The sequence below is a fragment of the Streptomyces sp. NPDC045899 genome (assembly GCF_056431485.1).
Genome location: NZ_JBWKKP010000037.1, coordinates 23,165 through 37,263, shown reverse-complemented (window position 1 = coordinate 37,263; position 14,099 = coordinate 23,165). Strand labels below are relative to the sequence as shown.

General features: G+C 70.3%; 16 protein-coding genes and 1 tRNA gene. 10 read left to right on the top strand and 7 right to left on the bottom strand.

All coding sequences use genetic code 11. The annotated features are described in order from the left end of the window. Nucleotides 1-10: 10 nt before the first annotated feature. The 4 genes from AC07FT_RS34125 to AC07FT_RS34110 all read right to left on the bottom strand — a co-directional run bounded on the left by AC07FT_RS34125 (nt 11) and on the right by AC07FT_RS34110 (nt 3,116). Nucleotides 11-973: a helix-turn-helix transcriptional regulator gene (locus AC07FT_RS34125; RefSeq protein WP_479179980.1), complete on the bottom strand. Its 963-nt coding sequence runs from the start codon at nt 971-973 to the stop codon at nt 11-13. 61 nt (nt 974-1,034) lie between these two features. After that, the gene (locus AC07FT_RS34120) at nt 1,035-1,799 is read right to left on the bottom strand and encodes a helix-turn-helix transcriptional regulator (RefSeq protein ID WP_479179979.1); all 765 of its coding nucleotides are present in this window, start codon (nt 1,797-1,799) and stop codon (nt 1,035-1,037) included. Between the two features lie 463 nt (nt 1,800-2,262). Further along, nucleotides 2,263-2,664: a hypothetical protein gene (locus tag AC07FT_RS34115; RefSeq protein WP_479179978.1), complete on the bottom strand. Its 402-nt coding sequence runs from the start codon at nt 2,662-2,664 to the stop codon at nt 2,263-2,265. Between the two features lie 50 nt (nt 2,665-2,714). Beyond that, nucleotides 2,715-3,116 carry an ATP-binding protein gene (locus AC07FT_RS34110; protein ID WP_479179976.1) on the bottom strand — a complete coding sequence of 134 codons (402 nt, stop codon included), beginning with the start codon at nt 3,114-3,116 and terminating at the stop codon, nt 2,715-2,717. 153 nt (nt 3,117-3,269) lie between these two features. Here AC07FT_RS34110 and AC07FT_RS34105 point away from each other — a divergent pair, with 153 nt between their 5' ends. Beyond that, a complete protein-coding gene (locus tag AC07FT_RS34105) occupies nt 3,270-4,253 on the top strand; it encodes a DUF5753 domain-containing protein (protein WP_479179975.1) in 984 nt (327 codons plus the stop codon). On the opposite strand, the gene AC07FT_RS34100 is transcribed toward AC07FT_RS34105, so the two are convergent. Further along, on the bottom strand, nt 4,226-4,819 hold the full coding sequence (locus tag AC07FT_RS34100) for a lytic polysaccharide monooxygenase auxiliary activity family 9 protein (protein ID WP_479179974.1): 594 nt from the start codon (nt 4,817-4,819) through the stop codon (nt 4,226-4,228). The two genes, AC07FT_RS34105 and AC07FT_RS34100, sit on opposite strands and share 28 nt — an antisense overlap. Before the next feature lie 174 nt (nt 4,820-4,993). Here AC07FT_RS34100 and AC07FT_RS34095 point away from each other — a divergent pair. From AC07FT_RS34095 to AC07FT_RS34080, 4 genes are all read left to right on the top strand, one after another. Beyond that, nucleotides 4,994-5,067, top strand: a tRNA-Lys gene (locus tag AC07FT_RS34095). Between the two features lie 173 nt (nt 5,068-5,240). Beyond that, nucleotides 5,241-5,510: a hypothetical protein gene (locus AC07FT_RS34090; protein ID WP_479179973.1), complete on the top strand. Its 270-nt coding sequence runs from the start codon at nt 5,241-5,243 to the stop codon at nt 5,508-5,510. Then, nucleotides 5,503-6,132, top strand: coding sequence for a DUF6879 family protein (locus AC07FT_RS34085; protein WP_479179971.1), 630 nt, complete (start codon nt 5,503-5,505; stop codon nt 6,130-6,132). Before AC07FT_RS34090 ends, AC07FT_RS34085 begins: the two co-directional genes overlap by 8 nt. A 223-nt stretch (nt 6,133-6,355) precedes the next feature. Next, on the top strand, nt 6,356-8,557 hold the full coding sequence (locus AC07FT_RS34080) for an ATP-binding protein (protein ID WP_479179970.1): 2,202 nt from the start codon (nt 6,356-6,358) through the stop codon (nt 8,555-8,557). 55 nt (nt 8,558-8,612) lie between these two features. Here the strand turns inward: AC07FT_RS34080 and AC07FT_RS34075 are convergent, their stop codons facing one another. After that, a complete protein-coding gene (locus tag AC07FT_RS34075) occupies nt 8,613-9,197 on the bottom strand; it encodes a choice-of-anchor C family protein (RefSeq protein ID WP_479179968.1) in 585 nt (194 codons plus the stop codon). A 175-nt stretch (nt 9,198-9,372) separates the two neighbouring features. Further along, nucleotides 9,373-9,798: an ATP-binding protein gene (locus AC07FT_RS34070; protein ID WP_479179967.1), complete on the bottom strand. Its 426-nt coding sequence runs from the start codon at nt 9,796-9,798 to the stop codon at nt 9,373-9,375. A 114-nt stretch (nt 9,799-9,912) separates the two neighbouring features. Between AC07FT_RS34070 and AC07FT_RS34065 the strand changes: the two genes are divergently transcribed. From AC07FT_RS34065 to AC07FT_RS34045, 5 genes are all read left to right on the top strand, one after another. Beyond that, entirely contained in the window at nt 9,913-10,758 is an 846-nt protein-coding gene (locus tag AC07FT_RS34065; protein WP_479179966.1) for a helix-turn-helix domain-containing protein, read from the top strand. Beyond that, entirely contained in the window at nt 10,755-10,943 is a 189-nt protein-coding gene (locus tag AC07FT_RS34060; RefSeq protein WP_479179964.1) for a DUF397 domain-containing protein, read from the top strand. Before AC07FT_RS34065 ends, AC07FT_RS34060 begins: the two co-directional genes overlap by 4 nt. Beyond that, the gene (locus AC07FT_RS34055) at nt 10,940-11,113 is read left to right on the top strand and encodes a DUF397 domain-containing protein (RefSeq protein ID WP_479179963.1); all 174 of its coding nucleotides are present in this window, start codon (nt 10,940-10,942) and stop codon (nt 11,111-11,113) included. The genes AC07FT_RS34060 and AC07FT_RS34055 overlap by 4 nt, the downstream gene beginning before the upstream one ends. 73 nt (nt 11,114-11,186) lie before the next feature. Beyond that, a complete protein-coding gene (locus AC07FT_RS34050) occupies nt 11,187-11,885 on the top strand; it encodes a FadR/GntR family transcriptional regulator (RefSeq protein WP_479180009.1) in 699 nt (232 codons plus the stop codon). 350 nt (nt 11,886-12,235) lie between these two features. After that, nucleotides 12,236-14,098 (top strand): glycosyltransferase family 2 protein, encoded by a 1,863-nt coding sequence (locus AC07FT_RS34045; protein WP_479179962.1) that lies wholly within the window; start codon nt 12,236-12,238, stop codon nt 14,096-14,098. Nucleotide 14,099: the final 1 nt, after the last annotated feature.

Here is a 14,099-nt window from a genome sequence, read left to right as displayed (position 1 = left end):
CCACCGGATGTCAGCGGGCCGCGCTGTCGGGCGGCGGCTTGGGCGGTTCGCCGAGTATGCCGAGTTCACCGGCGCGTACCCCCGCCTGGAAACGGGAACTGGCCTCCAGCAGCTCCAGGATCCCGGTGACGTAGCGGCGGTAGGTGCGCACCGAGATCGCCAGATCGCGGGCCGCGGCCTCGTCGGTGACACCGTCCCGCAGCCGGGCCAGCACCCGGCGCACCATCTCGGTACGGGCCCGGTTGCCGAAGTCGAGGGGGCGGGCGGCGGGTACGGCGCCGGCCCAGATGGTCCCGAACATGCCGTACAGGGAGCCGACCACCAGCGGGTCCTGGACCACCGAGGTCCGCCGCCCCTCGTCGGTCTCGGTGCACACCAGCGCGGTCCGGCCGTCGGCGATGACCGCGGTGGGCAGGGCGACGGCCGCGGTACGCACCTGCGGAGGGCACGGATGGGGGCTCCGGCCCCCGGCACCCCCGCTCCCGCCCGCGCTTCCGCTCCCGCCCGCGCCGGACGTTCCGGTACGCGCCGCCCCGGGACCGGCCGCCCCGGCCGTCTCCGCCGCGCCGTCCGCCGTCCGTTCGGCCCCCGGCAGCGGTACGGACACCGGGGCGGGCCCCGGCGGCGGACCGCCGCCGGGGCCGGATCTGCCGCGCAGCACCCGCACCCGCACCCCGCCGTCGAGATCGGTCAGCAGCGCGCCCAGCGCCCCGTGGACCGGTGCCATCCGCGCCGATGCGTCCGGGAACACCGCGTCCACCCCCTGCCGGGCCTGCGTGATCACTTGCTCAGCGGCGGCCAGAAAGGCGGAATCCTCTATTCCCACCTCGGTGAACTGCGCATGCCGGGAGCGCCGGGCGCGGTGTTCCACCACGGTGGACTCGATGAGCGCCCGCACCTCCCGCAGCGTCCGGTCCAGCACATCCCCCGCATGCGTGGCCTCCGGCCCCGGATCGCGTCCGCGGTCGTCCATCTCCCCCACACTTCTTGCCCGAGTTCCTGCTCGATGACGTGGTCAAGGTCGCGAGCTCCTGTCAGGGACGGCTGGGCAGCAGCCCCATTTCCACCGCCCGTACCCCGGCCTGGAAGCGGGAGTTGGCCCCCAGCTCCCGCATGATCTCCGCGACGTAGCGCCGATAGGTGCGCAGGGAAACCTGCATCTCCCGCGCCGCCACCTCATCGGTGTGGCCGGTGCGCAGACATTCCAGTATCCGGCGGGCCGAATCCCGGCACAGCCGTCCGCCGAGCCGCGGATATTCCGCGAGCGCCACCGCGTTCCCCCAGGCCCCGGTGAACATCAGCTCCAGGGCCCGCACCGTGGCGGGGTCCTCCACCAGGGTCGCCTGCCGTCCGCCGCCCCGCGTCGGCTCCCCCCGGCCGCCGACCATGCCGCGTACGTAGACCAGCTGACCGTCGATCAGCAGGGCCTCGGCCGGCCCGCCGTCGCCGACCCGGACCTCGCACCGCGGATCGGTGCGCGCCAGCGCGCGTATCGCGTTGGCGGAGGCGGCCCGCTCCCTGCAGAGCAACCGCACCGCCACATTCCGGCGGGCTCCCCTGGCGGGCCGGGCGAGCGCCGCGCAGACGGCGTCCGTCTGTTCCTCGCCGCCCGACATGACCACCTGTACGGTCAACTCGGCGCCGTCGACGAGTGTGTCGACGACCTCCGCGAGCGGCACCTTCTCCAGGGCCGTCCCCGCCCAGGAGTCCTGGGCCAGCTCCCGGCGGTGCCGTACGACCGTCGACTCGATCAGGTCGCGCGCGGCGAGCAGGGCGCGCTCCACATAGTCGGGGGCCATGGCCGGAGCGGCTTCCGCACTCCCGGAAGAACGCTCGGATACGCGGACAAGACCTACCATGACTTCCCCAGAGGGCTTCAGAGACTTACTTTTTCAAATACCGGCCTGGTTCTCGTATTTCCATTGCCTCAATAGCGAGGCAGCATTGCGCGAAATCAACATCGACAGTAATTCGCGCACAGCGACGGCGTCAACGCGGGGCGTAAGGTAAAGAGTTGGTCAAACGGTGCGTGGCCGTCCGGCGCACTTGACTCCGTACGCACCCGGATGATTCCAACTGTCAACAAGTTACGGGAACCGCGGGGGCGTACGCGGGGCGGACGCACACAGCGCAGCGGGCCCGCGACACCCCGCGACCGGCCGTGACCGGTCCTGTCCGGTTGCTGCCAGGGCCGTAACCAATGGGCGATCACCCCCGTCCGGGGGTGATCGCGGAGGCCCATGGCCCCCGTGGGGCGCGGGGTCAGCGGCCGCCGAAGCTGATCGGCCCGTTGAAGTCCCGGCCCTGGATGACGGGACCGGTGATGTTGGCATCGCCGGAGACCGTGTTGTACACCGTGCTCGTCTCGTCCTCGCCGTCCGCCGCGCCGTACCGGCGCATCCACGCCGCGAGGTCCCGCCCGAAGTCCGGGTCCTGACCGGCCCGTTCGGCCAGCAGCTCGGCCAGCCGGCGCAGCCGCTCGGCGTCGTCGCGCGGAACGACCACCGGTCCGGGGTCGTCGGCCGTGCCGTCCTCACCGCGCCGCAGCGCCCTGCGGGCCAGTGCGCCCAGGGAGTCCAGAGCTCGCCGTCCGGCCTCGCCCCCGGCCCCCGACACGGCCGCGTTGACCGCCGTGACCAGCGCGCCCGCCGTCACCGGATCCATGGTCCACCCCCTGCTCCAGGTCGCGGACACCACGCTACCGGCGCCGTGGGTCAGGGATCCACCGCTTCGGCGCGGAGGGTGAACCAGACCGTCTTGCCGGTGGGGGTGAGATCGGTGCCCCAGGTGTGGGCCGTCTTGCTCAGCAGGAACATCCCGCGCCCGCTCTCGGACAGGAAGTCGGGCTCCTTGACCACCGGCAGCCCCGACTCGGTGTCGCTGACCGCGGCGTAGATCCCGTGCGGCCGCTCCTCCAGGGCGAGTACGCATTCGGGCGAGGCGGCGTGCTTGTGCACATTGGACAGCAGCTCGGTGACGCACATCGCGGCGGCGGTGATCAGCTCGCCACGGCCCCACAGGCGCAGCCGCGCGCCCACCGCGCGGCGCACATCGGCGAGGGTCTGCGGATGGACGCGGAGGCGCAGTTCGTAGCGCTGCCAGGTGTTCTCAGCCATATGGTCCGGGGCCCCTCCAACGCACGGCGCGTGCCGCCTCACCTGAGCGATCCTGTCCCATGCGCGTGCGACTCGCAATGTTTCGACCCGGCGGCGCAAGACTGGCATATGCCGTCAGCGCACCCCTTGTTGGCGATACGTCAGACTGGCGACATGTCCTACCAGCCAGTGCCCACGGTCCGGCGCAGGCGCCTGGGGTCCGCACTGCGCAGGCTGCGCACGGAGGCGGGGATGACGCTGGACGCGGCCGCCGACGCCCTGAACGCCGAGCAGAACGGCTCGGCGCACGCCCGCCGATGGACCGCGCCGAAGCTCTCCCGGATCGAGAACGCCAACGCCACGATCCGCACCTCCGAGGTCGGCACCCTGCTGCGGGCGTACGCGATCGACGACGCCGACGTCCGCGCCGCGCTCGAACTCCTGGCCACCCAGGCTGCCAAGGACGCGGCGCAGCGCGGCTGGTGGCGGACCTACCGCGGGGTCGTCGCACCCGCTTACGCCGACTACATCTCCCTGGAGTCGGACGCGGAGTCCGTCCGCGACTACGCCCCGCTGGTCCTGCCGGGTCTGCTGCAGACACCCGACTACGCGCGTGCGACGATCGCCGCCCAGGCGGTGCCCCGCAGCGCCGCCGAGGTCGACGCGCTCGCCGAGGTGCGGCTCGCCCGCCAGGCCGTGCTCACCCGCCCCACCTCCCCGCTCAGGCTCTGGGCCGTCATCCACGAGGCCACCCTGCGCCGCCGGTTCACCGGCCGCCCGGCCCTCATGGCCACCCAGCTCGGACGGCTGCTGGAGATGGCCCACTGGCCGACGGTCACACTCCAGGTGATGCCTCTGGACGCCGCCCCCAACCCCGGTGACGCGGGCGCGTTCACCCTGGTCGGCTTCCGGGGCCCGCTGCCGGACGTGGTCACCCAGGAGAACGTCTGCGGTCCGACCTATGTCGAGGGCGCCGACGACGTCCACCTCTTCTCCGACGCCTTCGGCCGGATCGTGGACAGCGCGCTGTCGGCGGAGGCCACCGTGGCGCTGATCGCCGGTCTTGCCGGTGACGGTGCGGTGCCGTCCGGACGGCACCGCACCCCTGGCTCCCGCCTCGCTCGGCACGGTCAGAACTGGACGTCCGAGCAGGCGTAGAAGGCGTTGCCGGTGTCCGCGATCGTCCACACGGCGAGGATCAGGTGCTTACCGCTCTTCCCGCCCGGCAGCGTGCCCGTGTGGGAGAGCGAGGACGGCGGCCGCTGACCGTGGTACGGCACGGTCAGGAACGGCTGCGGCTCCAGGCTGGAGCGGGACAGCCGCTGACCGGGATCCCATCCGTTCCTGGTGATGTAGTAGCGGAAGTCGGTGGTCGCGTGCGAGGCGGTGAAGCGCCAGTTGAACGTGTAGCTCTGCCCGGCACCGACCCGTGTCGCGGGCCAGTTGCCGCCCCGCGGATCGTCGAGCTGCGCGAACCGGCTGTTCCCGCCCGCGCAGATCAGCCCGTCCGCGGGCCCGCCCGCCGGGAACCCCTTCGGGCCCTCGACGCTCTGCGGTTCGTACTGGATGGCCCCGCACCCGGTGACGGTGCCGTTGGCACACAGCTTCTGGCGGCTGATGGGCGAGTCGGTGTACCCGTGGCTGGAAGCGCTGCCGCCGGTCGCGAGGACGGAGACCGCCGCGAGACCGATGCCGATGACAGCAGCGCGGATCTTCTTGCGCATGCTTCGCTCCTGAAGACGTGGGGAGTCCATGAGCCGTGCACTGCGGTCTAGACCAAGTCCGAGATTAGCGAGCAGTTTTGGACATGTCCATACCAATGAGCCGACCTCGCCCCCGACCCGACACCACTGGTCAGGAGCACCCTCCGGGGTCCGGTAGGATTCACACGTCAGCAGGCGCCGCTAGCTCAGTTGGTTAGAGCAGCTGACTCTTAATCAGCGGGTCCGGGGTTCGAGTCCCTGGCGGCGCACTTTGGCTTACGCCACTGACCTGGGGTTTCTCGGTTCACCGAGAAACCCCAGTCGCATTTCCGGCCCCGGCCCCGGCGCACCTCCCCCCACCCCCCACACCACCTTGCCGTGCGCCGCCACCCGTATACACTCCGTAATGACCTGTGTACAGCCAGATCGAGTGGGGGATGAGATGGCACGGACCTGGGAGGCGGACCCTTCCGCGTTATTCGACCGGCGGCTCGGCAAATCGGCACGGGAACTGGGGAACTCCGACGGCCGCGACGAATGCCCGGAGATCTGGCGGCTCACCAACGGCGACATCGCGGTGATCGGGACCGACCTCACCGACGTCTACCGGTCCCGGCTGCCGGAGAGCGTGGCGCTGAGCCCCGGGGAACGGCTGGTCGTCATCCCGGGGAACATGCTCACCGCCGCGAAGGCGGACATCCCCGATGTCTGATGCCCGACCCCCCGCGCTCGCCCCCGAGCGGGGCGAACGGCTCACCCGGGACGTCTACAAACGTGAGTTCCGGGAACGCGAGGCGGGTATCCGCGACACCGCTTCATGGAAGCTGGAGCGCCGTCAGCACTTCGAGGAAGAGGGCAGCCCCAGCCGGGAGGCCCTGCGACGGGGCGAGTGGGAGGAGGCACTCGCGCTCCTCGAAGACCGCCGCGACGCCTTGCGCACGGTCGCCGAGGAGGACGCGCGGCGCGGCCACGCCTTCCACCGGGTGCGTGTGGTCGACCAGCCGCTGACGCCCTATGTGCGGTGGGAGCTCCACTCCCACCGTCAGCATGCCGAGTACGGGGAGCGCATCCGCGTCGTCACCACCGAACAGGTGGCATCCGCCGAAGCCGACCGTCCGCTGCCGGAGATCGTGGTGCTCGGCGGCAGCACGCTCTTCCAGGTGCTCTACGACGACACCGGCGCCACCACCGGCGCGATCCGCTGGACCGACCCCGACGCCATCACGCCATGGGCCCGGTACATCGAGCAGCTCTACCTGGTGGGCGAGGACATCACGTCGTACTTCGACCGCGAGGTGGCGCCCCTGCCGCCGCCCCGGACCGGGAAGGACTAGACGGATCACGAAATCCAATGGGGGCGGCGGCGGACACCACGACAGCAGCCGCTCCGAGATCTCCGGGTCCTCCCGCGATGTCGTACAGGCCAGAAACATCAGCGGAGGAATCCACTTCCACGGTCAGGACCGGCCGGAGAGCGACGGCGCCGCAGGTCCGACCCCTCGGCAGCTACCGGCCGATGTGCACGGATTCGTCAATCGCTCCGATGAGTTGGGCCAGTTGAACGCGGTCCTGGTCAACGAGTCGGGCGAACCGCTCGTCGTCTCGGTGTGCGTCATAGCCGGAACCGCCGGCGCGGGAAAGACCTCGCTCGCGCTGCGCTGGGCCCACCAGGTGCGGGACCGCTTCCCCGGCGGACAGCTCTACGTCAATCTGCGCGGCTACGACCCCGGGGAGCCGGTCACGGCCCAGGAAGCGATGCACCGTTTTCTGACCGCGCTCGGTGTCGGCGCCGCCGCCGTCCCCCAGGACCTCGACGCCGCCGGGGCTCTCTACCGCTCGCTGCTGGCCGACCGCCGGGTACTGATCGTGCTGGACAACGCCGCCACCGTGAGCCAGGTCCGCCCCCTGCTGCCCGGCAGTGCCAGCAGCCTGGTCGTGGTCACCAGCCGCAGCCGCCTGTCCGGACTCGCCGTGCGGGACGGCGCACGGCGGCTCACCCTCGGTGTGCTTCCCGAGCCCGAGGCGGTCGCCCTGCTGCGGGCCGTCACCGCTGGATACCGGCCGGACGACGACCCCGCGAAGCTCACCGAGCTGGCCCGGCTGTGTGCCAGGTTGCCGCTGGCCCTGCGCATCGCGGCCGAACGCGCCGTGAGCCACCCTCATATGCGGCTCGATGACCTGATCGCCGATCTACGGGACGAGTCCGCGCTGTGGGACGCCCTGAGCACGGGCGACGACGAGGAGGCAGAAGCCGTCCGCACGGTGTTCGCGTGGTCCTACCGGGCCCTGCCCGAACAGGCCGCCCGGCTCTTCCGCCTCCTCGGCCTGCATCCCGGACCGGAGTTCGGACTGCATGCCGCCGCCGCTCTCGCCGGGCTTCCGCTGAACCGGACCCGGCAGCTGCTGGACTCGCTCGTCAGCGCCCATCTGCTGGAGCAGACCGCTCCGGACCGCTACGAGTTCCACGATCTGCTGCGCGCCTATTCCCTCGCCCAGGCTCAGCACGAGGCGCCGCCGGCGGAACGGGACGCCGCCCTGCGCCGTGTACTGGAGTGGTACCTGCACACCGCCGACGCGGCACAGAGCTGGATCAGCCCGGCTGAGGACCATGTCGAGCTGCCGCCTGTGCCCGACGGGACCCAGCCCCTCAGCTTCCCCGACTACGACGCCGCCGTGGGCTGGTCCGAGCGCGAGCACGCCAATCTCCTCCAGACCGTCCGCACCGCGGCCGACGCCGGGCACGACCAGCTCGCCTGGCAGCTGTGTGCCGTGCTGTGGTGGGCGAAGTTCCCGTCCGCGCCCGGTGCCGACTGGCTGGGGGTGGGCCATCTCGGTCGGGACGCGGCAGCCCGCTGCGGGGACCGCGCGGCCGGTGGTCTACTGTCCACCTCCCTCGGCATGGCCTGCGCACAGGTCAACCGCACCGCCGAGAGCATGAACCACCACCGGGAGGCGCTGACGGTCTGGCGTGAGCTCGGTGACCGTGTCAACGAGGCCCAGGCACTCAACCTGATCGGGCTGAGCGAACTCCGTCAGCGCCAGCTCGACCCCGCTGTGCGGCATTTCGAACAGGCCGTCGCTCTCTTCCGCGAGGAGGAATCGGCCCACTGGGCGGCCACCGCCCTGTCCAACCTGGTGACCGCCCACCACCGCGCGGGCCGCCTGCGGGAAGCCGAGTCCCTGGGCGATGAGGCGCTGGCGGTCCACCGCGCACTGGACAACCGCCGCGGTGAGGGCAACGTCCTGCGGATGCTCAGTGAGCTGCGGCGGGAGCGGGGCGACACCGGGGAAGCCCTGGCCACGGCCCACGCCGCGCTCGACATCGCGGCCGATCTCCGCAACCTCCGGCTGGAGGCGTACTGGCTGCTCACCCTGGCCGACGCCCAGCGAGCCGACGGCCGGTGCACCGACGCCCTCACCTCGTACCACCGCTCCGCCCCCCTCCATCAGCGCCTCGGCGACCGCGAACGGGAAGCCCTCGCCTGGCACGGCGCGGGCGAGACGTACCGACAGCTCGGCCGCCGGGCCGAAGCGGCGGACTTCCACCGCCGGGCCGCCGCCGTCCACCACGAGTTGGGCGACCCCTGGCACGAGGCACTCGCCCTCGACGGGCTCGCCTCGGCCCTGGCCGATGACACCCCGGACACGGCGCGTCGGCACTGGTCCGACGCGCTGCGCCTCCTCGCCGGATACGACGACCCACGGGCGACCGCCGTCCGGGACGCAGTGGCGGGGCGGCTGAACGAGGCGGGCGGGTGACGCGGTGGAGCCCCGGCGCGCGGGCGCCGGGGCTCCAGGGTGTCCTGGTTCTGGATCAGCAGGAGGGGCAGGGGTCGCATTCACGGACCCGGACATCGTCGAGGACCGGTCCGGCGGCCGTGTTGGTGGTGCTGGCGAACGACAGCGTCGTGGTGGTGCCGGTGGCCACGAAGGACACCTCACGGGTCACATAGCCCATGTTCGTCGTGGACTTGCCGGTGGTGTCGAAGGTGAAGTCCTGGAAGTTCTGCCCGTCGACCAGGACCTTGCCGGTCTTCACCGTCGGGCCGGAGCCCGGGTTGCCCGCGAGGGAGTACGTCACCGTGTACCGCTTGCCCGGGACCGTCGTGAACGTCTGCGACACGGTTCCCGCACTGACGCCGCTGAGGTCGACCGACTGGTCGCCCTCGGCCGCCTGCCAGTATCCGGCGCCGATCAGATCGACGCTCCCGGCCGTGACCGTCCACGGACCGATGGAACCACCCGAGCTCACCGTCTGGAACGAGCTGGCGGGCGCCCTGGGAGTCTCGAAGCTGCCGTCGTCGAAGCGGCTGGCGGCCACGGCCGAGGCGCCGGTTCCGGTACCGGCGAACACCCCGGCGGCGATCACAGCGACGACCAAGCCACGAATGCGCGACATATCCCCTCCTGGAGGAAAGATGCGTGAGGATCACGATTGACCCGCCGATGAATTTCCCGCATCCGGGGACCGGCGGCCAAGACCGGACCCCCGGCGCACCGGGGTGTGCGCCATGGTCGGCCGCGCTGGTCACGCGGGGCGTGTACCGCTACGGCTCTCGCCCTTCGAGCATGTCTCAAGCGGCCGTTGTGACATGGGCCCACACCGTCTTCCCCGGGCCCCGGCGGTCGCGGACGCCCCAGCGGTCGGCGAGGGCCTCGACCAGGAGCAGACCGCGGCCCCGTTCATCGTCCGGCGCGGGCAGTTTGGGGGTGGGCTCCGCGTCATGGGTGTCGGAGACCTCGATCTCCAGACGACCCGCCTCGTCGTCGTACCGCAGTAACAGGGTGAAGTCCCGCCCCGGTACGCGCCCGTGCAGCGCCGCGTTCGCGGACAGCTCGGCGACGACGAGCACGGCGGCGTCACGGCCGCCCACGATGGCCCAGTCGGTGAGCTGTTGTACGGCCAGCAGCCGGGCGAGCCGGGCCCCGCGCCGGGTGGCGGAGAAACGCTGCGCGAACATACGTACGGTGACGGGCACTTGGCCCTGTGGTGCGGTCATGGCGGAAGCGTTCCGGTGACGACCGACCCCCGGCCAGGTCCGACACTCACCCAGTTCGCTTTGTATCTGTTCACGCACTGGACGGGGTCGGTCACCGCCCGTGACGATGGACGGATGGCAGCAGACAACGGCGGCAGCCCGAACAGCGAACCCGAGATGTCGGACACGCTCAAGACCTTTGGCGCGGTTCTGAAGGCGCTGCGAGACGAAGCGGGCCTGACCCAGGAGCAGTTCGCCCCGCGGGTGCAGTACTCGGTGCCGTACATCGCCAAGATCGAGCAGGGCAAACGGTTCCCGCCGAGGGAGCTGATCGAACGGGCGGAGGAGGTGTTGGGCGCTCCAGCGGCGCGTGTGCTGGGCGCCGCCCACCGCAGTCTGACACGAAGGGTGGGACTCGCGTCATGGGTGCGCCACTGGGCAGGGATCGAAGAGCAGGCGGTGTCTCTCCTCGCCTATGAGTGCACGGTTGTACCAGGCTTGCTTCAGTCCGAGTCATACATTCGCGCGATCTTCGACCGCTACATCCCGCACACCCCTCAGGAACAGTGCGAACAGCAGGCCACCGCTCGGCTGGCGAGGCAGCGGCTCTTCACGGACTTGCCGAACACCTCGTTCTGCTTCGTCATCGAACAAGCCCTGCTGGATCGGGGATTCGGTGGGGTCGACGTCACCCGCACGCTTCTGGATCACCTCCTCGCGCAGCAGCATCGCCGGAATGTGGAAATCCAGATCATGCCGCGCCAACAGGAAGAACACTCCGGCGCCGAGGGTTCCATGCGTCTCGCCGAAACCATGGACCACCAGTGGGTTGGGTACGTTGAAGCGCATGACACGAGCGTCCTGATCACTGATGCAAAAGCCGTCAGTGCGATGCTCCAGCGCTATGGCAAACTGCGCTCACAAGCCCTGAGCCCTCAGGCCAGTACGAGCCTGCTGGAGCAGATGCGAGGAGCACTATGAGCAGCACCGAAGGCGACTGGTTCAAGAGCAGCTACAGCGGCGGCGGAGGCGGCGAGTGCATTGAGGTCGCCATAGACCCGGCCGCCGTCCGCATCCGCGACTCCAAGGACGTCGCCAGCGGCTCACTGGTCGTCACCCACGAAGCCTGGACCGCCTTCACCGCCTTCGCCAAGGAGCCCCAGTGACCACCACCGAGCTCGACTGGTTCAAGAGCAGCTACAGCGGCGGCGGCGACAACTGCGTCGAGGTCGCGATACACCCCGACGCCGTCCACATCCGGGACTCCAAGGACACCACCACCGGCACCCTCGCCGTCACCCACGACGCCTGGACCACCTTCCTCGCGCGGCTCTGATCACCCCGAACCGCCCCCGGTAAACTGCCCGGATCGAAAGGTGGCGGTGGCGGTGGCGGCGCATACGCGGGGGATGGCCAAGGACCTCCAGGAACGCATCAAGCGGCTGATCGTCGACCGGCGGCTGACGTCGGGGGCTCCGCTGCCCACCGAGACCGAGCTGATGGAGCTGCTCGGGGTCAGCCGCAACTCCGTGCGCGAGGCGCTCAAGGCGCTCCAGGCGATGGGGATCGTGGAGATCCGGCACGGCTTCGGAACCTATGTCGGACCCATGTCGATGGCGCCGATGATCGAGGGGCTGATCTTCCGCACCGTCGCCGGGCACTACCGGGGCGAGGAGAGCCTGCTCCAGCTGCTGGAGTTGCGCGAGGCCGTGGAGACCGGGCTGATAGCGCGGCTGGCCGGGCGGATACCGGAGGGGGACCTCGCCGAGCTGGACGCGATCGTCCGGCGCATGGAGGCGGAGGCCGAGGGCGGGGCCGTGCGGGCGGAGACGGACCGGGCGTTCCACGCCGCGCTGTACCGGAGCCTGGACAACACCCTGCTGAGCGAGGTGCTGGAGGCGTTCTGGGACGCCTTCCACCGGGTGCGCACCGATCTGGTCGATCTCCCGGCCGACCCCAGGGTGACCTGTGCGCAGCACCGGCGGATCCTGGAGTCGGTGCGCTCGGGTGACGCGATGTGCGCGGAAGACGCCGTCCGCGAGCACTTCGGAAACATCCGCGCACGGCTCCGCTCACCGTTCCCCGACGCCGGACAGCCCCGCGCATAGCCCCTGCGTAGTCGATTTTCAGCCACCACATGACCGCCTCCCCCTCGGGGATTTGCCGCGCCCGTCCCGGTTCGCCGCTGTGACCGGGTGAATCCGATCACCCCTGGAACGAGCCGTTCCGTCACCCAACAACGGCTCGCAACAGCAAAGTTGGTGGTCGAGGCGCTACCCGGACATGCGGGATCGGTTTGTCAAGGATTTACTCAGCAAACAACCAGAAGATATTCGTTCCGCATCCGTACAGGTGTGTGGCTCCACTACTGTGCCGCCTACGGCCGAGGGGGGCGGTTCCGGCCGAACAGCACCGACGACACGCGCGCAAGACCACGCGCGTGCGGGGGGAATGACTCATGACGTCGACGCCTACCGGCGCACGGCAGCCCGTGCGCGAACCTGCGCAGAGGCAGGAGACCACTCAGCGGCAGCAGCCGTACGACTCGTCCGCCACCACCCGCCTGCGCCTGCCGCGCGCGCTCCGGAACGGACCCGTCCGGCACCGGCGACGGCCCCTGCAGAAGTACGACTACGAGCACTACAGCAGGCTGGCCGGACCGCTCACCCGGCCCGAGCCGGACCGGCCGTACCGGGTGCGCTACCGCAGTCTGCTCGCGGACGAACCGCACCGCGTGCGGGCCGCGCTGCTGCTGGGCGCCGCCCCGCTGCTGTCCCTGGGGCTGCTGATCTGGCTGATGCAGCCCTCGCACTGGACCAGCCGCGAGGGCATGAGCTCGACGATGGCCGCGCTGGACACCGTCATGCTGGTCTCGATCGGGCTGATCGAGCTGTTCCGCACGATGAACGTGCTGTCCAACGCTCATGCGACGCTCGTCGCCCGCGACCCCGTGCCCGTCATCCCCGAGACCGGGACCAAGGTCGCCTTCATCACCACCTTCGTACCCGGCAAGGAGCCGCTGGAGATGGTGACCAAGACGCTGGAGGCGGCGATCCGGCTGCGCCACCGCGGCGTACTGCACATCTGGCTGCTGGACGAGGGCGACGACCCGGAGGTCAAGGAGGTCTGCCGGAGGCTGGGCGTCCACCACTTCTCCCGCAAGGGCGTGGCCCGGTGGAACCAGTCGACGGGCCCGCACCGGGCCAAGACCAAGCACGGCAACTACAACGCCTGGCTGGAGGCCCACGGCGACGCCTATGACATCTTCGCCTCGGTCGACACCGACCACGTCCCGCTGCCGAACTACCTGGAGCGGATGCTCGGCTACTTCCGCGACCCGGACGTGGCCTTCGTCGTCGGCCCGCAGGTCTACGGCAACTACGACACGGCCGTCACCAAGGCGGCCGAGAGCCAGCAGTTCCTGTTCCACGCCCTGATCCAGCGGGCGGGCAACGCCTACCGCGGTCCGATGTTCGTGGGCACCAACAACGCGGTGCGGATCAGCGCCATCAAGGCCATCGGCGGACTGTACGACTCGATCACCGAGGACATGGCCACCGGTTTCGAGCTGCACCGGCACCGCAACCGGGCCACCGGCCGCCACTGGACCTCGGTCTACACCCCGGACGTCCTGGCGGTGGGCGAGGGCCCGACCGCCTGGACCGACTTCTTCACCCAGCAGCTGCGCTGGTCACGCGGTACCTACGAGACGATCCTCAAGCAGTTCTGGAAGGCGCCGTTCAGCCTGCCGCCGGGCAAGCTCTTCAACTACACCCTGATGGTGATCTTCTATCCGATGTCGGCGCTGAACTGGATCCTGGCCGCGCTGAGCTGTGCGCTGTTCCTGGGGTTCGGGGCGTCCGGCATCGAGATCGACCCCGCCATCTGGATGATGCTCTACGGCAACGCCTCCGCCCTCCAGATCGGCCTCTACATCTGGAACCGCAGGCACAACGTCTCCCCGCACGAACCGGAAGGCTCCGGCGGTGTCGCCGGAATGGTGATGTCCGCGCTGGCCGCCCCGGTCTACGCCCGTTCGCTCTTCGACGCCGTACTGCGCCGCAAGAGCCGCTTCGTGGTGACCCCCAAGGGCGACTCCTCGAGTCCCGACACCCTCTTCGGTACTTTCCGGATCCATCTTTTCTTCCTGGTCGTCTTCGGCGGGTCGCTCGCCTCTTCCTTCTACTTCGGCCACAGTCATCCAGCGATGACCGTTTGGGCATCACTCGCCCTGGCTGTCTCAGCCGCGCCGATCATCGCCTGGTGGTGGACCGTCCGCCAGGAGAAACGGAAAACGCAGCCCGCCCTTGGGGGACGATAGA